Below are 17,865 nucleotides of genomic sequence, written 5' to 3'. Positions count from 1 at the left end.
TCAACACTAATATCTACTCTACCGTTACCGACTTAGCGAGGTTACGAGGCTGGTCAACGTTACAACCACGCATCACAGCTATATGATATGAAAGCAATTGCAAAGGAATTACCGACACCAACGGAATCAGGGCCTCGTGCATAGCAGGAATTTCAACCACATAATCAGCCATCGTTGGAATTAACTTATCTCCTTCCGTTACAATGGCAATTACCTGACCTTTACGAGCTTTTACTTCTTGGATATTCGATACTACTTTGTCGTAAGAACTATCTTTAGTCGCAATAAATACCACTGGCATTTCGGCGTCAATCAAAGCAATAGGACCATGTTTCATTTCGGCCGCAGGATAACCCTCTGCATGGATATAAGAAATCTCTTTCAATTTTAAAGCGCCTTCCAAAGCCACTGGGAAGTTATAGCCACGACCCAAGTAAATAAAGTTGCGAGCATCTTTAAATTTCTCAGCAATCTCTTTGATTTTGCTATCACTTTGTAAAACTGTTTCAATTTTATGAGGAATGCGCTCTAATTCAAACAAGAGTCGTCTAAAGGTATCCTCATGCAATGTTCCTTTTTTGCGAGCAACCGCAATGGCCATTTGTGTCAATACAATTACCTGTGCGGTAAAAGCTTTTGTTGATGCTACACCAATTTCAGGTCCGGCATGAGTATAGGCACCCGCATGAGTAGCACGAGGAATAGATGAGCCTACGACATTACAAACACCAATAATCGTAGCACCTTTTGACTTGGCTAGTTCAATTGCCGCTAAAGTATCGGCAGTTTCACCAGACTGAGAAATCGCAATTACAAAATCACCTTCTTTGATAATTGGATTACGGTATCTAAATTCTGAGGCATATTCTACTTCCACGTTGATACGGGCTAATTCTTCAAAAAGATATTCAGCCACTAAACCAGCATGCCATGAAGTACCACAAGCTACAATTACAATACGTTTAGCTTTAGCCAATTTATCGGTATATTCACGCAAACCACCCAGTACAAGGTGTCCGTTGTCTGCATTTACACGACCACGAAGACAATCCGCTACAGAACGAGGTTGTTCAAAAATTTCTTTTAACATGAAATGCTCATATCCTCCTTTTTCGATAGCTTCAAGTTCTAACTCTACCGTTTGGATGTAAGGAGACTGTAAAGCATTATCGATATTTTTCACTGTTAATTCACCATCACGAACTACTGCAATTTCGTAGTCGTTCAAATAAATCATCTCATGAGTATATTCAATAATAGGCGTTGCATCAGAAGCAAAGAAAAACTCCTTCTCTCCTACCCCAATCACCAAAGGAGAACCCTTACGAGCAGCAATTAATTGCGTTGGATTAGTAGCATCCATTACCACAATAGCATACGCTCCTACTACCTCTTTCATAGCCAAACGAACAGCCTCTTCTAATGAACAGCCTGCATTGATTTGGATATCTTCAATAAAATGAACAAATACTTCTGAATCGGTATCAGAATGAAACTCATGTCCTTTTTTCATCAAGTTTTTCTTGATAGAACTGTAGTTTTCGATGATACCATTATGAATAATTGCCAAATTTCGACTAGCAGAATAATGCGGGTGAGCATTTCTATCATTCGGTTCGCCATGGGTAGCCCAACGAGTGTGTCCGATACCGATAGTACTTTGGAGTGTTTCGTTAGTAATAGCCTCCTCTAAATCCTTTACCTTACCTTTTTTCTTGTAAACATTTAATGCCCCGTTCAACAATGCGATACCCGCACTGTCATATCCACGGTATTCCAAACGTTTTAAACCTTTGAGAATCAAAGGTGCGGCGTCACGATGCCCAACATAGGCTACAATTCCACACATAGTATAATGATTATAGTTTGAAAATTTGATTGATTATAGTTGCTTTATTCTTGTGTTTGATACGTAAAAATAATCAATTTGCCCAAACCTACATGAATTTCGACGAAAAAATACGGCAATATATTACTGTAAAAAGAAAGCGGAGCACTCAAGACTTGAGTACTCCGCTTTAGTGAAGTAGCAAAAATTTTGCCAACTATTACTTTGAAATATGTGTATAGTAGACTTTCAGTTTGATGTTTTTGGCATTGAAAACTGCCTGAACTGGTTCTACTGCAACGATTCTTGAACTAGATAACACTGACACCGAAGTAGCTGAGCTTGATGCTAAACCAATCCACGTCGGTGTAAGAATCCACCCATTCGTAGTTGCTTTTCCTGATAAAATATTTTGTAAAGCTGATGTCACGTTAAAGGTATAGCTATTGGCTTTTGTTGCATACGATGCGATTTGAGTCTCACTATTTGCATAAACAAAGCCATTAGTTGAAGTAAAACGTAAAGGACGATTAGCTCCATTTTCCTGAATCGCAACTAAATTAGTGATTCTTGAGAAACCAGAAACTGGTTGATCAGGCTCAAGGATTAACTCTGCCTTATTAATAGCAATATTTTTATTAGCTTTCAATTTTAGCAAAGTAGGAAATCTCAATTTTACAGCTAGACCAGAAATATTATCCATGTACACATAACCATCTGCATCCGATGACTTCAGTGCATCAGCAGGTTTTTTCAGGTTAGCCAAAGCTCCTTTTCTATTAACTGTCACATTAGTCCATCTTACATTCTGCTCACCAGTCGCTGCAGTTCCATTACTAATAGAGAATGAAGTGGTTTTATTGACACTTACTGTAGTATCTACCCCAGTTGTTTTGCGGTAAGTATAGGTATAGTGGTATGAAAGATCCATCATACTCTGTCCTACAGAAAAATACGAAAGTGCTGCATTTTGACTACTTTCACTTATCAAAACAAATCCTTTGATGATATCTTTAAACTTGTCGTATACCACTGCATTGGCACTTGATAAATTACGTTTTGCAAAAATCTCCCTTGCCAATGACATAGGTAATGGCACTTTTACATAACTATACTTTGAAGTATCTTCAGAAGCAGAAGTCGCATTTCTGATTGGCTTCAATGGGTTTCTTGTTACGGTAGCAATAGGAGTTGGATCATATTCAGGCAAAGCATCACCTGTATTATAAACCTTACTTACTGTTGGAGTTGCTGTACTTTTAACTCTGTGAAGCTTGAAAGTCTGCGCTTTTGTGGTATCTCCCGCTACACGACGAAACACCAAATATAATGCTAATGAATCTACCGATTCAACCAAAGATTCTTTGTAGGCTTTTGTCCCCAAAGTATCGATCATAATCGTATCAGCATTAGTAACTTGAAAAAAAGTTTTAGCAGTGTAATCGCCAAATACAGGATGACTCATATTTCCAACAAACACAGACGGAATACCAGAGGTCTGCATCGAATCTAACTGAATTGTTGACGCCTCTACTGTCAAAGTATCGGTATAATTCACACCAATATCTTGACCGAAAAGCTCTGTACCAATTTCTTCAGGATCATCACAGGCCATCATCAAGAACGCACCAACAAGTAGTACCCAAAGGTTACGCACTTGCCAAATCTGTGTAAAGGTTGTAGTAGCTCTCGATATTTTCTTCAGGAACAAACTCGATTTTTTTGTCTGGTAATTCATCAACAATTGTGTTAAATTTCTCCGTAACTTCTTCTTCTGAGGTAATCACAGTATCTGCATACTCTGCTCCAATTTTGATAAAGCCAGCGTAGTCAGCCGTTTTGAGACTGTCAAGCATAGTATCCTCTATGTCCATCAATTTTACTTTTTCGTACAAACTTGTAGCTTCAAATTTGTGAGAGAAAGCACTATTATATACCGAGAATACGACTTTAGCATCTTTGAACATCGGATCGTTCTTGTAAGTTGTCTTTAAATACAACGGTACAAGAGACGTCATCCAATCATTGCAATGCACAATATCTGGAGCCCATCTTAATTTCTTTACGGTTTCTAACGAGCCTTTGCAAAAGAATATTGCTCGCTCGTCATTGTCCGAATAAAAGTTGTCTTCTTTGTCTGTGAAAACAGTCTTACGTTGGAAGTAGTCTTCGTTATCAATAAAATATACCTGCAACTTTGCCGATGGCAAACTTGCTACTTTTATAGTTACAGGCTTATCATCGTCACCCACTGGAACGGTGAAGCCCGATAATCTCACTACCTCATGAAGACGGTTTTTACGTTCATTGATCAACCCAAATCTTGGCACCAAGATTCTTATCTCCATTCCCTTTTCTTGCATGGCCGCTGGCAATTTTCTTACAAAATCAGCTACCTGAGTAGTAGAAAGGAATGGGTCAACTTCGCTGGCAACGTAAAGGATACGCAATTTAGACATTGTTGTCGTAGTTAGGAGCTTAGTAGTTGTTAAAAAGTGTTAACTGGTGTAAAATTTAACAAGCGTTTCAACGAGCGGTTTATCTCCTATTAATCGCTCAAACCTTGTTTACAACCAACTAACTATAACAAAAAACAAGCACAGATTTCGAAAAAAATTATGCAAAAATATAAAAAAAATACGGAAATTCCACAATCATTTTGCGAAGAATGTAAAAGAACCCTGTAGTTTTGAACGTTTTTTGCCATCTTCATCGAGCAAACGACCCAACTTTTGCCATAGTTGGCATTCGATTTTATAGACTAACTAAAACAAAAACAGGATGTTAGTATTTCATCAAATCTCAGTATTACAGCAACATCTCAAGCAACTTCGTAATCAAGGTATGACCGTGGGGTTTGTTCCTACTATGGGTGCTCTGCATCAAGGACATATCTCTCTTATCAATCAAGCAAAAGCTCAGTCGGATATAGTAGTATGTAGTATTTTTGTGAATCCTACGCAATTCAACAATGCGCATGATTTGGCTGTTTATCCGCGTACCCTCGAAGCCGACAGTCAAATGTTGGACGCCGCAGGATGCGATATTTTATTTGCTCCATCAGCTGAAGAAATGTACCCTAAATTGCCGACTATGAAGTTTGATTTTGGGGCTTTAGAGACTGTAATGGAAGGCGCATTCAGACCGGGACATTTTAATGGTGTTGGTATTGTTGTTTCAAAATTATTTCACATTGTACAACCCAACAAAGCTTTCTTTGGTCAAAAGGACTTACAACAATGCGCGGTTATTTCGTGCATGGTCAATGAACTAAGCTTTAATTTGGAACTAGTGATTTGCCCAACTCAAAGAGAGGAAGACGGTTTAGCCATGTCATCTCGCAACAGAAATCTTAGTCCCGAACAGCGTGCTGTAGCACCATCTTTGTATCAAGCATTGAACAATGCCAAGGCTAGTTTATTACAAGATAAAGAGGTATCTGAAGTAAAAACCGAACTTGCCGAATTTCTTAAAAATATAGAGGGTATTGAGCTGGAGTATTTTGAAATATCTGATTTTGATACGCTACAACCCTTCCGAGGCATTTTATCTCAAAATTCGGGCGGAGGAAAAATAGCCCTATGCATTGCTGCATTTTTAGGTAAAACTCGCCTGATTGACAACATTATTATCTAGTTTTTTGAGGTAGGCTAAGCTTTCAATCTATTAAGAATTAGTCTATTTAATTGCCAAATAACTATTTACATAAGCTATCTTTGTGCAATTATTGAGGCTTGTAATTTGTTACACACTCAAATATTTGCAAATTTTAACAATAAAGTCATGTTTATTCATGTCATGAAATCAAAGCTCCACCGTGTTAAAATCACGCAAGCGGAGCTAAATTATGTAGGTAGCGTTACAATCGACGAAGATTTGATGGATGCTGCGGGGCTTATCGAAAATGAAAAAGTTCAGATTGTGAACAACAACAATGGTGAGCGTTTTGAAACCTACGTTATCACAGGAGAAAGAGGTTCTGGGACGGTTTGCCTCAACGGAGCAGCTGCCCGTAGAGCACAAGTTGGCGACATCGTAATCATCATTGCTTATGCGATCATGACACCTGATGAAGCAAAAGAGCACAAACCAAAACTTGTGTTTCCCGACCATAACAACAAACTAGTCATCTAGTATGGCTTTCAAATGGTGAACATAAGCTTATGTTCACCATTTGTATTTGAGCGCTTACAAAATCTATAACCTTGGATACAAGCACTTATTGTAATTATTTCCTGATAACCAATATACTTTAAACTGATAACTTCTTCTTTCTAAAAAGATAGACTTTAAACCAATAACATCTTTTCACTAATCAACATTTATTTCATGAAAAATATACTTAAATATGTTATCTCTTTAGGACTTGCTGGATGTTTGATGTGGTTTGTTTTTAAAGACATCAATATCACAGATATGCTACATCAGTTTGCCAAAGCCAACTACTGGTGGATTATATTATCTGGTATTTTAGGTCTCGTAGCGCATATTTCTCGTGCAATAAGATGGAAACTTTTGATGGAGCCTTTGGGTTATAAGCCTTCAACTTTTCGCACTACCTTGGCTGTACTTACAGGTTATTTTGCCAACTATATCATTCCACGCATGGGAGAAGTAACTCGCTGTGGAACCTTACAAAAAACAGACGATATTCCGATTGAAAAATCTTTTGGAACCGTCGTAACCGAGCGTATTTTTGACTTGGTTATGTTACTCGTGATTTTTTTACTAAACCTTGCCTTAGAATTTACCAAACTTAAGGATTTCTTTATGGAGCAATTTGCGTCAAAAGTAACTCTTATTGTAGTTCTATTAGTGGTTGCTACTATTGGTGGTGTGGCAGGTATTTGGTTGTTCAAAAAGTACCAAGCCAAATTAGCAGAACACCCTATTTTAGGCAAAATTGTTGGATTGATTAATGGATTGTTGGACGGTTTGTTGAGCATTGGGAAAATGCAAAAACCAGGGCTTTTCATTTTCTATACACTACTTATTTGGGTGATGTATTACTTTTCGGCTTACGTGCTGTTTTTTGCGATTCCCGAAACATCTCATTTGAGTATGCTGGCTGGTTTAACTGTTTTGACCATGGGAACTTTTGGTATGGCTGCTCCTACACAGGGCGGTATTGGGCCATATCACTTCTTAGTTGGTAATGCGCTAGTATTGTATGGATTAGAACAAAAAAATGGTATCATTTTAGCCACCTTCATTCATGGTTCTCAAATGGTTGCATTGCTATTACTGGGAGCGCTCAGCTTTTTGACTACTCTATTTTTAACCTCAAAATCAAGTAAATAAGAGCGTTAATCTTCGAATTACCATATTGACTTATTTTCAAATTGGCAAAAAATTAAAACCTAATGACTCAAGATAAAATTTGCACCTTAGAACAAGCCATCAATCAAGTAGAGAAATGGCAATCTGAAGGAAAAAAATCGTTTTTACTAATGGATGCTTTGATATAGTTCATCTTGGGCATATTGATTATCTGGAAAAAGCAAGAAAATTAGGCGACAAATTGGTGCTAGGCCTCAATACCGATGCTTCAGTAAATCGTTTGAAAGGCCCTACTCGCCCTGTAGTCAATGAATATGCTCGTTCGAGAATGATGGCAGCCTTTGAATTTGTAGATACTGTCATTTTGTTCGATGAACCGACACCTTTACAGGTTATTGAACAGGTAAAACCTGACATTTTGGTCAAAGGAGACGATTATACCGTTGAAAATATCGTTGGCTCAGATTTTGTTTTAGCTAAAGGAGGAGAGGTAAAAACCATTTCGTTGGTAGAAGGATATTCAACAACCTCCTTAATACAGAAAATTAAACAGCTTTAATCATTAAATCAGCATCGAGTCTCTAATAATGATAACTTACAAGACTCGACCTTCTAAAATAACATATTATTTAGAAAATGATGATCCCAAAGCTGGAAGCTGATAGCCAAAAGGCTATTATGTTACCATTTTAAAAACCATTTAACAAACAAGACTATGACAGGAATTTGGTTAATTTCCCTGATTTTTGGTGGGATTGGTATGTTAGTTAGTTGGCAACTAAAGAGTAAATTCAATGAATATTCTCAAATTGGTCTTGCCAATGGACTTTCAGGACGTGAAGTAGCGGAAAAAATGCTACAAGACAATGGCATTTACGATGTCAGAGTTTTATCTGTAGAAGGACAACTCACGGACCATTATAATCCAGCAGACAAAACCGTTAATCTTAGCCCAGATGTATATTATGGACGTAGCGCAGCCTCAGCAGCCGTTGCGGCTCACGAATGCGGACACGCGGTACAACATGCCACTGCCTATTCGATGCTACAATTTCGTAGTTCAATGGTACCAGTATTGAGTATTGCGAATAACTTCACTCCTATGCTATTGATGATTGGTGTAATGATTATGTACTCCACAGGAAGTAAGTTGTTATTGACCATCGGTGTAGCACTTTTTGCGGTAGCAACTATCTTTAGTTTCATTACATTACCTGTAGAATTTGACGCCAGTAATCGTGCCATCAAATGGATGCAGCAAAGAAATATAGTAACACCAAGAGAACATGAAATGGCAAAGGACGCACTCAAATGGGCAGCCTTGACTTATGTAGTAGCAGCTATTGGTATGCTAGCGCAATTATTGTATTACCTAAATATGCTTTCGGGTCGTAGAAGTAATGACTAGATAAAAATTTAGTGAATCTTGATTGAGTGATTTAGTGATTATTTAAAATTCATTTTCACTAGCATAAGACGCAATGATTGCGTCTTATGCCAAGTAAAATTCTCCAAGTTTTCATCAAAAAAGGCGGTCGAAAATTGTTTTTCGACCGCCTTTTTTGATATTAATATGTTAGATAACTAATCAGTAAATTTAAAAGATATTCACTCCATTCGAAATAAATCATATTTGGGTGATCAATAGTATATCTGAGCTGCAATTTGATGATAGCCTCTTGACTATGAGCACATTCTAATAACTGATACACTATTAACAAATAACTCATATACCATTAACAGCTTGTTATTTATTTGGAAAGCTTACTATGACGATAGCCGTAGCCAAAATAAATCACAAGACCAATAATCAACCAAATAATGAAGATAGCCCAGTTAGTTACCCCCAATTCGGTCATCAGATAAAGGTTCGTTAAAATACCAAGTACAGGAAGTAATGAAAAATTAAATCTGAAAGCCATAACTGACAATGCTATCCAAACTAACCAAAACACAGCCAATAGTGGTTTTTCTTGCAAATGCTCCACAAAAGTTCCTTGCGAGATAGCATAGCCAAATCCGATAATAAACAATGTAGCAACAATATATTTACCATTGATATATGGGACTTTAAAGGTTGCGTCTTTTGACAAACCTTGATAATCCAGATATAAAATACCACCGCAAACCAAGATAAAAGCAAAGAAAGTACCCACACTTGTTAAGTCCACAAAAAAGCCCATATCCATAAACAAGGATGGAATTGCTACTACCAATCCTGTCATAATAGTCGCAAAACCTGGAGTTTTGAATTTAGGGTGAATTTCTGAGAACTTTTTCCACAATAATCCATCACGACTCATCGACATCCAGATACGTGGTTGTCCCATTTGATATACCAATAAGGCACTTGTGATAGCTACTACAGCAGAAACTGAAATCACACCTGCCACAAAATCAAAGCCAATTTTTTGGAATACATACGCCAAAGGATCATCTACTTTCAATTCTGTATAATTTACCATTCCTGTCAAAACCAAGGTAATAGCAACATAAAGCACTGTACAAATAATCAAACAATAAATCATCGCACGTGGCAAATCTCTTTGTGGATCACGACATTCTTCAGCCGTAGTCGAAATCGAGTCAAAGCCAATAAAGGCAAAAAATACAGAAGCCACTCCTCCCAAAACGCCTTGTACACCATTAGGAGCAAATGGCGACCAGTTTTCTGGTTTTACATAAAATGCACCCATAATAATCACCAAGAAAATCACCAACAGCTTCAACACAACCAAAGCGTTACTTGCGGTACGTGATTCTTTAATACCAATATATACCAAACCTGTCACCAAAATAGTAATGACCCCTGCAGGCAAATCAATCAATAATTTTGCATTACCAAAAATCGTTGGCGCATGTTCATAAGCCGCAGCTGCCACTTTCATGACGTCTGTTGCTTGCTCACCACGTTGAATAGCCTCAAAAGCCTTGCTTGCTGTTCCGTAGTCAATAGTCAGATAATCAGGAAAATGAATACCAAAGCCCGTGAGCATTCCTACAAAATATTCAGACCATGATATGGCTACCACCATATTAGAAACTGCATATTCCAAAATCAAAGCCCAACCAATAATCCAAGCAAATATTTCTCCGAAAGACACATAAGCATAAGTATAAGCGCTACCCGAAACTGGCACCATAGACGCAAATTGTGCATAACAAAGCGCTGTAAATACGCAGGCGATCGAAACAAAAACAAAAAGAAGCGATACCGCTGGCCCACCTTCAAAGCTTGCTCTACCAATGGTACTAAAAATTCCTGCGCCAATAATCGCTGCAATACCAAAGGATGTTAAGTCTCTTACGCCAAGTACTTTTACTAAGCCCGACGAATGACCGTCTTCACTTTGGCTCAGTACACTCTGAATGTTTTTTTTACGAAAAATAGTGTTTTTAGACATTTAGTTTGAAGTTTTAGTGTTTGGGTAGCTACAGCTAGAATCAAAATAGAAAAGGGTTTAAGAAAAATCTCTCAGCCTGCTAGCCTTAGAGTATGCCTAAAAATAGGAAATTCAACACGATTTATTGATACAAAATCTAACAAAATCTAGCTCATACAATCAAATTGCTACACATACTCCGCCTTTAAGCTTGCAAATATACGTATTTCATGCGTCTTTCAGGTAATCCCTGACTGGCAATGTATCAAACCTGACACTACTAAAAAATCAATTGGTGAAATGATTTAGACTTTTCAAAGATTTGTTTTTGTTTCAGAAAAAATCTTATTGCAACTTTGTAAAATATTTCTTGCATGGTACTATGGGTACTGCTAATGGTAAGTTCAGTTTTAATTTTGATTCACCACTATAATGAAAAAAGTTGCAGTTGTTATTTTAAATTACAATGGAGAAAAGTTTCTAAAACAATTTCTACCATCCGTAATTTCTCATTCGCCATTAGCAGAAATTATTGTTGCCGATAATGCTTCCACAGACCAATCTATACCGCTTCTTAAAACGATGTTTCCCGCAGTTCGATTAATCGAACTTACTGAAAATCATGGTTATGCACAAGGTTATAACGAGGCACTAGCACTAGTCGACTCCGAATATTATATCTTACTCAACTCAGACGTAGAAGTGTGTGATAACTGGATCGAGCCTATAATTACACTTATGGATTCGGATGATTCCATTGCTGCATGCCAACCCAAACTCCTAGATTTCAACAAAAAAGATACTTTTGAATATGCAGGTGCCGCTGGTGGTTTCATTGATTTCTTAGGATACCCTTTTTGCAGAGGACGAATCTTTAATAATCTAGAAACAGACCAAGGTCAATATAACGATACTCGAGAGGTATTTTGGGCTACAGGTGCATGTATGTTTGTTCGTGCCGCTACATTTCATGAAGTTGGAGGCTTTGACGGTGACTTTTTTGCCCACATGGAAGAAATCGATCTTTGTTGGCGTATACACTTAGCAGGCTACAAGGTATATTACTCAGCTGAGTCTACTGTGTATCATGTAGGCGGCGGAACATTACATAAGTCCAATCCAAGAAAAACGTATCTTAACTTCCGTAATGGTTTAGCCCTCCTTTACAAAAACCATCCTCCTCAACATCTTTGGTTGAACATTTTTATGCGATTGGTACTTGACGGTATTGCAGGAGCAAAATTTTTGATTGATGGAGGCTGGCAGGACTGTCTGGCTGTAATCAAGGCGCATTTCAACTTTTATGCAAATTTTGGGAGTTGGCATCAAAAAAGAAAAGCACTTATACGAAAGAATGGATATAAGTTTATTCATCCAAACTCTATCGTAAAAGCGCATTTTTTGAATGGTATCAAGAAATTTAGCGACTTACCCAAATAACTATAACTCCCAAACTGTCGGGTGATTTCTTTGGCGAAGGTATTTACGAATGTTCATCCAAAAAGCCAATATCAAATAGATAATGATGGGCGAACCCATTGTTAGAAAAGTCGTATAAATAAAGTACAAGCGAATACTCCCAGTAGCAATACCAAATTTTTCGCCCATTCGTGTGCACACGCCAAACACGTGTTGTTCAACAAAGTACTTGAATTTTAGCATGGTAGTAAATTAGGGATTATTTAATCAATAGTTTGAAAAGGCTTTATTGACAGTAGACTGCCAATCTATTAGTAAACAAATATACGAAAATCTCCTAAGCTTAGTATGCTTTTTGCACAAAACTTATAAACACAAACAATTTGTAAATGAGACACTTAGATAACCCTATGGTCTTTATCTTTGAGAATCGCCTTTAAATTAAGGTTATTTTTAGTGCTCAATATTTGAACATTACCATAGAAAATGTAACTTTTCTAATCTAAATGTCAGGTATTTTTACTCATTTTCAAAAAAAAAGAATCCTAAAAGTTGGATTGTATAAAATTATACCTACATTTGAGAAATAATAGTTCTTAATTATACGATCTCCGAAGTCCAAAAGTTACCAGTTTTCAAGAGTTTACAATTCCTTCTAGTATTGTCCCTCTGTGATTATCAAGAACTTAAAAACTTACTGTTAGTTTTTTTAGAACTATTTGGTGCGAGCCTTTGAGCGCTTGCTCGAGTTTTTTATTATCAATTTTTATTTTTTTAATCATGCAAACAGGTACAGTAAAATTCTTTAACGAAAGTAAAGGATTTGGTTTTATCGTAGATGATGAAACTGCACAGGAAATTTTTGTTCACGTAACTGGGTTAGGTGGTACACAAATCCGTCAAGATGACAAGGTTTCATTTGAGACTATAGAAGGAAAGCAAGGCTTAAACGCCGTTAATGTGAAGAAAATTAGATAGTTTGCGTCTCTTGTCGTTGGTCATTTGTCGTTAGTTTTCAGACAAAACAACCGCAATAATCAAGGCATAAACATTCAAGCTATATATGGTCTTATATAATCCCAGACTCCATTAGCTGGGATTTTTCATATGATGGCTTTGTTTTAAGCAAAAGTCAGCATTAGCACTTTTTTATTTTTTATATTTTTATTTATTTTTTTTATGCAAACTGGTAAAGTAAAATTTTTCAACGAATCTAAAGGATTTGGTTTTATCGTAGACGATGAAACAAACCAAGAAATCTTCGTACACGTAACTGGCCTTGGTGGTGCAGTAATTCGTGAAAACGACTCTGTTTCTTTTGAAACTACAGATGGTAAAAAAGGATTGAACGCGGTGAATGTTAGAAAATTATCATAATAAGTACTGAGTTGTCGGTAACGATAAATCTTTAAACATTTATCGTTACAAATTAAAAAAGCTGAATTTTGAGTCAAATCAAAATTCAGCTTTTTTTGTTACTTATATAACGCTTGACAAAGTTTTGGCCTTGTCAAGCGTAGCTAATTTACTCAAACCACTTCAAGACTTCGTCTTTGGTTGGAATAGCAATCGTCAATTTCATCTTTTTGCGCATACCTCCCAAATCATTGAATACTTTGTTTGGGTTAGCTTCTTTCAACCCTGCGACTGTCATGAAGCCCATTTTCTGCAATACAGGAATCCAATCCGTAGGAACACCAATAGCTTCGTATTCTTCATTTGTAGAAACTTCAGCTTTCTTCTCTGGACGCATTTGAGGGAAGAACAATACTTCTTGGATGGTAGTTTGATTAGTCATCAACATTGTCAAACGGTCGATACCAATACCAATACCAGCGGTTGGAGGCATACCATATTCCAAAGAACGTAAGAAATCTTCATCCATAACCATTGCTTCTTCGTCACCACGCTCAGCCAAACGCAACTGTTCTTCAAAACGCTCTCGTTGGTCTATAGGATCATTTAATTCAGAATAAGCATTGGCAACTTCTTTACCGTTTACAAACAACTCAAAACGTTCTACTAGACCTGGCTTGCTACGGTGCTTCTTAGTCAATGGAGACATCTCTACTGGATAGTCGATGATAAAAGTTGGCTGAATCAAGTTAGCTTCTACTTTTTCTCCAAACACTTCATCAATCAATTTACCTGTACCCATGGTTGCATCCACTTCGATTCCCCACTCTTGACAGTGTTGACGCAAAGTAGCTTCGTCCATGCCTTCCACATTTACACCTGTGTATTTCTCAATAGCACCCGCAATTGTCAAACGCTCGAACGGACCAGCAAACTCGATAAGGTTCTCTCCTACTTGAACTTTAGAATCTCCGTTGGTAGCGATGGCTACTTTTTCGAAAATTTCCTCCGTAATATTCATCATCCAGTTGTAATCTTTGTAAGCTACATAAAACTCCAGAGAAGTAAACTCAGGATTGTGAGTACGGTCCATACCTTCGTTACGGAACATTTTACCGAACTCATAAACTCCATCAAAACCACCTACAATAAGGCGTTTTAGATACAATTCATTAGCAATACGCATATACAAAGGCATATCTAATGTATTGTGGTGAGTTTTGAAAGGACGTGCTGATGCTCCACCATGAATAGGTTGTAAGATTGGCGTTTCAACTTCTAACCACCCTTTTGAATCGAACAACGAACGCATGGTTGTTACAATACGAGAGCGCTTCAAGAAGATATCCTTGATATGTGGATTTACAATCAAATCGACATAGCGCTGACGGTAACGAATTTCAGGGTCTGTTAATCCATCATAAACGTTTCCATCATCATCGCGTTTTACGATTGGTAGAGGACGAAGAGATTTATTTAAGATTTTAAACTCTGTAACATGGATAGAAATTTCACCCGTTTGTGTAGTAAATACATATCCATTTACACCTACGATGTCACCAATATCCAATAATTTCTTAAATACCGTATTATAAAGCGTTTTATCTTCGGTAGGGCACAAATCATCACGTCTAAAGTACAACTGAACACGGCCAGTACTATCTTGCAATTCAGCAAAAGAGGCACTACCCATAATTCTAAAGCTCATCAGACGACCAGCGATTGAGACCTGTTTATAATCTAGTTTATTATTCTCGTAATTCTTGTGAATATCAGCGGCCGTTACGTTCACTTCAAACATCTCGGCAGGATATGGGTCGATTCCCAATCTCATCAACTCTTCGCGCTTCTGGCGACGGAGGATTTCTTGTTCTGATAGCATTGTACTTGATTGATAATTTTGCCCAAGATTAGTTTCGGGGCAATAGTTGCATGAATAGTAATCTACTACGATTTCGTAAAGAGTGCAAAATTAGTCAGAATTACTGGGTCTTCAAACCTAGAATTGCCTAATAAAGGGTATCTTTCACGAATTTTCGTTTTTTTTCGTAATCATGCGTCAAAAATCTGTATTTTGCACAAATTGTCATTAAACTCATCGGGTATTATGAAGCATTTTAGCAAGCTTACGCATCTTGCTCTTGTGATTTTATTGCTTACTAGTTGCGGATTATTTGAGTCAGAAGATCAAAAATTTGAAAAAGTATCTAGTGAATTTATAGAAAATTACTTGATGGGGCACCCTACAGTGGCTGTCGCTCAAGGATACCATCAATTTGATGGGAAGTTGCCTGATTTTAGCAAAGAAGGAATTGACAAGGAAGCCACTCATTTGAATGAGTTTTTAGCCAAATTCGAAAGCCTTGACACGACTAAGCTTTCTCAAAATAATTTGATAGACTACTATCTTCTTGTCAGTCAAGTCAAAAACTCTCTCCATAAATACAATGTGCTTCATATTGCAGAAAGACCATTGACCTACCTAGGCGTTATTGACCTAACACCTTATGTCAAAAGAAATTATGCAAGTATTGACCAACGTGCTAAAGCGGTTATTCATTTTGAAAAACAGCTACCAAACTTTTTGGTAACTGCCAAACAAAATATGACCTCCATCAACTACAAAGAAGAGGTTGAGTTGTCGATAGATGCTTTTAGAAGTACAGCAGAATATGTCGAAAAAGATATTCCAAAGGCATTTGAAAAGGTGTATCAAAAAAACCTAAAAGACTCTTTGGCTTACTCTACCAAAATCGCCAGTAGGGCATTGAGAGGTTTTGCTGATTATCTGCAAAAACATACCCTTCCTCGTGCGCATGGAAAATATGCTATCGGTAGAAGAAATTACATCAAAATGCTTCAGTATAATGAATTATTGGATACAAATCCTGAAGAAATTTTGAAAATAGGGTTAAAAAAACTGAAAGAAGAACAACGGGAATTTGCCGAAGCAGCCAAAGTTATTGACTCGACCAAAACGCCTCAAGAGGTGTTTAAAATGATTCAAAAAGAGCATCCCAAAGCTGATTCCTTGGTGTCTTTTACAAAAAATAAATGTGAGGAAATAAGACAGTTTTTGATTGATCATCGCATTATTACTATTCCATCAGAAGTAAGAGCAAAAGTGGTTAAAACACCTGCGTTTATGGTGGGTGCAACTGCGGCAATGGATACACCAGGACCTTTCGAAAAAGCAGAAGCATCAGAAGCCTATTACTATGTAACTCCGCCATCGGATAAATGGACTTCGGCTCAAAAAGAAGAATGGTTGACCTTGTTTAACAAATATTCGACCGAGGTAATTTCGATTCATGAGGCATACCCTGGGCATTATGTACAGTTTTTACACTTAAATGCCTCCTCTGTAAGTCGTACAAGAAAATTGTTTGGAAGCTATGCTTTTATAGAAGGCTGGGCGCACTATACCGAGCAAATGATGCTTGAAGAAGGATATGGAAAATCGGACGACCCAAAGGTAATAGCGAAATATAAGATGGCACAACTCTCGGAATCACTATTGAGACTATGTCGTTTGGTGGTATCTATCAAAGAACATACCGCTGGTTGGTCTGTCAAAGAAGGTACAAAATTCTTTATGGCTAACTGCTATTATGAAGAAAAACCAGCCTACGAAGAAGCACTTCGTGGGACATTTGACCCGGGATATTTATCTTACTCATTGGGTAAACTTCAATTGTTAGCTTTGAAAGAAGATGTCAAAAAACGTCAAGGAAAATACTTTTCACTCCGTAAGTTTCATGATCAAGCTACTGATAATGGCATGCTTCCGATACAGCTTTTGAGAAAAGTCATGTTACACTAAGCACTGTGTTAGTCATAAAACTTAACAAGCGTCACCTCGAATTATGAGACTGGGATGACTCTCCAAGTTTTCATCAAACATGAGTCATCCCGAATTTTTCGTGAAGACTTTTAAAAACGAAACCTCCTTGTTTACTTTGTGAATTACGACAAACACAAACAAACAGGAGGTTTCTATGCATAAAGCATTTCTACAAAATAATGACATAAAATCGAGTAAGTCAAGACTCTCTCATTTACTTCTTCATAAACTTGATCTTTATCTTGCTGACGTCCAGTTATCGTTAGATTCTGTTCTGGATAAGCGTTTAGTTCGTACTTTTTACGATTTAATAGTTGCCATTTTATTGCATCGACACAACTCTATGGGCTTATTGCTTAGTGAGTTAGGTGGCTATATTTGCGGTTTTTCACATGCTCCCGCTGGGACAAAACGCATTAGTAATCTGTTACGTTCCAAAAAATGGACATCTACTATCATTGATAATTTTCTCTTTAGTCAAACTCGAAAAAGGCTTGAATCGTTAGTAAAACAGGGAAAACGTCCGCTAATGCTTTGGGATGATAGTCGGCTAGAAAAGGCTGAATCTTGGTTTTTGGAAGGGCTTTGTAGTGTAGAAAGCTCAAAGGCAAAACGACTAACACGGATAAAAAAAGGATACTATTCTCCTCCTAATAAACGTATTTGTGTTCCTGGCTATCATTGGACAAGTACGTTGCTCTCAGCTTTGGGTGAGTCTGTAAGTGTATGTCAGATGAGTTGGTGGACTACCAGAG

14 protein-coding genes and 2 pseudogenes are annotated in these 17,865 nt (G+C 37.3%); 10 read left to right on the top strand and 6 right to left on the bottom strand.

All coding sequences use genetic code 11. The features are described from left to right. Positions 1-13 precede the first annotated feature (13 nt). The 3 genes from glmS to BWI92_RS20985 all read right to left on the bottom strand — a co-directional run bounded on the left by glmS (position 14) and on the right by BWI92_RS20985 (position 4,287). The gene (gene glmS, locus BWI92_RS20995; protein ID WP_095166479.1) at positions 14-1,849 is read right to left on the bottom strand and encodes a glutamine--fructose-6-phosphate transaminase (isomerizing); all 1,836 of its coding nucleotides are present in this window, start codon (positions 1,847-1,849) and stop codon (positions 14-16) included. A gap of 199 nt (positions 1,850-2,048) precedes the next feature. After that, positions 2,049-3,566 (bottom strand): DUF4270 family protein, encoded by a 1,518-nt coding sequence (locus BWI92_RS20990; RefSeq protein WP_095166478.1) that lies wholly within the window; start codon positions 3,564-3,566, stop codon positions 2,049-2,051. Continuing rightward, positions 3,478-4,287, bottom strand: coding sequence for a glycogen/starch synthase (locus BWI92_RS20985; protein WP_095166477.1), 810 nt, complete (start codon positions 4,285-4,287; stop codon positions 3,478-3,480). Before BWI92_RS20985 ends, BWI92_RS20990 begins: the two co-directional genes overlap by 89 nt. A gap of 322 nt (positions 4,288-4,609) precedes the next feature. Between BWI92_RS20985 and panC the strand changes: the two genes are divergently transcribed. The 5 genes and pseudogenes from panC (at position 4,610) to BWI92_RS20960 (ending at position 8,516) form a co-directional block, all read left to right on the top strand. After that, on the top strand, positions 4,610-5,464 hold the full coding sequence (panC, locus tag BWI92_RS20980; RefSeq protein WP_095166475.1) for a pantoate--beta-alanine ligase: 855 nt from the start codon (positions 4,610-4,612) through the stop codon (positions 5,462-5,464). Between the two features lie 147 nt (positions 5,465-5,611). Beyond that, a complete protein-coding gene (panD, locus tag BWI92_RS20975; protein ID WP_095166473.1) occupies positions 5,612-5,962 on the top strand; it encodes an aspartate 1-decarboxylase in 351 nt (116 codons plus the stop codon). A gap of 195 nt (positions 5,963-6,157) precedes the next feature. Beyond that, complete coding sequence (locus tag BWI92_RS20970) at positions 6,158-7,129, top strand: lysylphosphatidylglycerol synthase transmembrane domain-containing protein (protein ID WP_095166471.1); 972 nt, start codon at positions 6,158-6,160, stop codon at positions 7,127-7,129. A 62-nt stretch (positions 7,130-7,191) separates the two neighbouring features. Next, positions 7,192-7,667 (top strand): annotated as a pseudogene (rfaE2, locus tag BWI92_RS20965) (D-glycero-beta-D-manno-heptose 1-phosphate adenylyltransferase). A 156-nt stretch (positions 7,668-7,823) separates the two neighbouring features. Continuing rightward, entirely contained in the window at positions 7,824-8,516 is a 693-nt protein-coding gene (locus BWI92_RS20960) for a zinc metallopeptidase (RefSeq protein ID WP_095166469.1), read from the top strand. Positions 8,517-8,859: 343 nt separating this feature from the next. Here the strand turns inward: BWI92_RS20960 and BWI92_RS20955 are convergent, their stop codons facing one another. After that, entirely contained in the window at positions 8,860-10,512 is a 1,653-nt protein-coding gene (locus tag BWI92_RS20955) for an amino acid permease (RefSeq protein WP_095166467.1), read from the bottom strand. A 411-nt stretch (positions 10,513-10,923) separates the two neighbouring features. Between BWI92_RS20955 and BWI92_RS20950 the strand changes: the two genes are divergently transcribed. Next, the gene (locus BWI92_RS20950) at positions 10,924-11,931 is read left to right on the top strand and encodes a glycosyltransferase family 2 protein (protein ID WP_095166465.1); all 1,008 of its coding nucleotides are present in this window, start codon (positions 10,924-10,926) and stop codon (positions 11,929-11,931) included. Here the strand turns inward: BWI92_RS20950 and BWI92_RS20945 are convergent, their stop codons facing one another. Beyond that, entirely contained in the window at positions 11,932-12,153 is a 222-nt protein-coding gene (locus BWI92_RS20945) for a PspC domain-containing protein (protein ID WP_095166463.1), read from the bottom strand. A gap of 537 nt (positions 12,154-12,690) precedes the next feature. On the opposite strand from BWI92_RS20945, the gene BWI92_RS20940 reads away from it, so the two are divergent. Further along, entirely contained in the window at positions 12,691-12,888 is a 198-nt protein-coding gene (locus tag BWI92_RS20940) for a cold-shock protein (protein WP_095166461.1), read from the top strand. A 201-nt stretch (positions 12,889-13,089) separates the two neighbouring features. After that, a complete protein-coding gene (locus BWI92_RS20935; RefSeq protein ID WP_095166460.1) occupies positions 13,090-13,287 on the top strand; it encodes a cold-shock protein in 198 nt (65 codons plus the stop codon). Positions 13,288-13,435: 148 nt separating this feature from the next. On the opposite strand, the gene lysS is transcribed toward BWI92_RS20935, so the two are convergent. Next, entirely contained in the window at positions 13,436-15,148 is a 1,713-nt protein-coding gene (lysS, locus tag BWI92_RS20930) for a lysine--tRNA ligase (protein WP_095166459.1), read from the bottom strand. A 225-nt stretch (positions 15,149-15,373) separates the two neighbouring features. Here lysS and BWI92_RS20925 point away from each other — a divergent pair, with 225 nt between their 5' ends. Next, positions 15,374-17,089, top strand: a complete 1,716-nt coding sequence (locus tag BWI92_RS20925) for a DUF885 domain-containing protein (protein ID WP_095166458.1) — start codon at positions 15,374-15,376, stop codon at positions 17,087-17,089. 175 nt (positions 17,090-17,264) lie between these two features. Next, positions 17,265-17,865: pseudogene (locus BWI92_RS20920) on the top strand (hypothetical protein); the annotation flags it as partial.

The sequence above is a fragment of the Flectobacillus sp. BAB-3569 genome (assembly GCF_002270355.1).
GTDB classification, from domain to species: Bacteria; Bacteroidota; Bacteroidia; order Cytophagales; family Spirosomataceae; genus Flectobacillus; species Flectobacillus roseus.
This window is presented reverse-complemented; position numbering and strand designations above follow the sequence as displayed.

Bases quoted from the DNA above. Each gene is read 5' to 3' on its own strand.
- glmS (WP_095166479.1), bottom strand. From the start codon at position 1,849: ATGTGTGGAATTGTAGCCTATGTTGGGCATCGTGACGCCGCACCTTTG.
- BWI92_RS20990 (WP_095166478.1), bottom strand. From the start codon at position 3,566: ATGAATTACCAGACAAAAAAATCGAGTTTGTTCCTGAAGAAAATATCG.
- BWI92_RS20985 (WP_095166477.1), bottom strand. From the start codon at position 4,287: ATGTCTAAATTGCGTATCCTTTACGTTGCCAGCGAAGTTGACCCATTC.
- panC (WP_095166475.1), top strand. From the start codon at position 4,610: ATGTTAGTATTTCATCAAATCTCAGTATTACAGCAACATCTCAAGCAA.
- panD (WP_095166473.1), top strand. From the start codon at position 5,612: ATGTTTATTCATGTCATGAAATCAAAGCTCCACCGTGTTAAAATCACG.
- BWI92_RS20970 (WP_095166471.1), top strand. From the start codon at position 6,158: ATGAAAAATATACTTAAATATGTTATCTCTTTAGGACTTGCTGGATGT.
- BWI92_RS20960 (WP_095166469.1), top strand. From the start codon at position 7,824: ATGACAGGAATTTGGTTAATTTCCCTGATTTTTGGTGGGATTGGTATG.
- BWI92_RS20955 (WP_095166467.1), bottom strand. From the start codon at position 10,512: ATGTCTAAAAACACTATTTTTCGTAAAAAAAACATTCAGAGTGTACTG.
- BWI92_RS20950 (WP_095166465.1), top strand. From the start codon at position 10,924: ATGAAAAAAGTTGCAGTTGTTATTTTAAATTACAATGGAGAAAAGTTT.
- BWI92_RS20945 (WP_095166463.1), bottom strand. From the start codon at position 12,153: ATGCTAAAATTCAAGTACTTTGTTGAACAACACGTGTTTGGCGTGTGC.
- BWI92_RS20940 (WP_095166461.1), top strand. From the start codon at position 12,691: ATGCAAACAGGTACAGTAAAATTCTTTAACGAAAGTAAAGGATTTGGT.
- BWI92_RS20935 (WP_095166460.1), top strand. From the start codon at position 13,090: ATGCAAACTGGTAAAGTAAAATTTTTCAACGAATCTAAAGGATTTGGT.
- lysS (WP_095166459.1), bottom strand. From the start codon at position 15,148: ATGCTATCAGAACAAGAAATCCTCCGTCGCCAGAAGCGCGAAGAGTTG.
- BWI92_RS20925 (WP_095166458.1), top strand. From the start codon at position 15,374: ATGAAGCATTTTAGCAAGCTTACGCATCTTGCTCTTGTGATTTTATTG.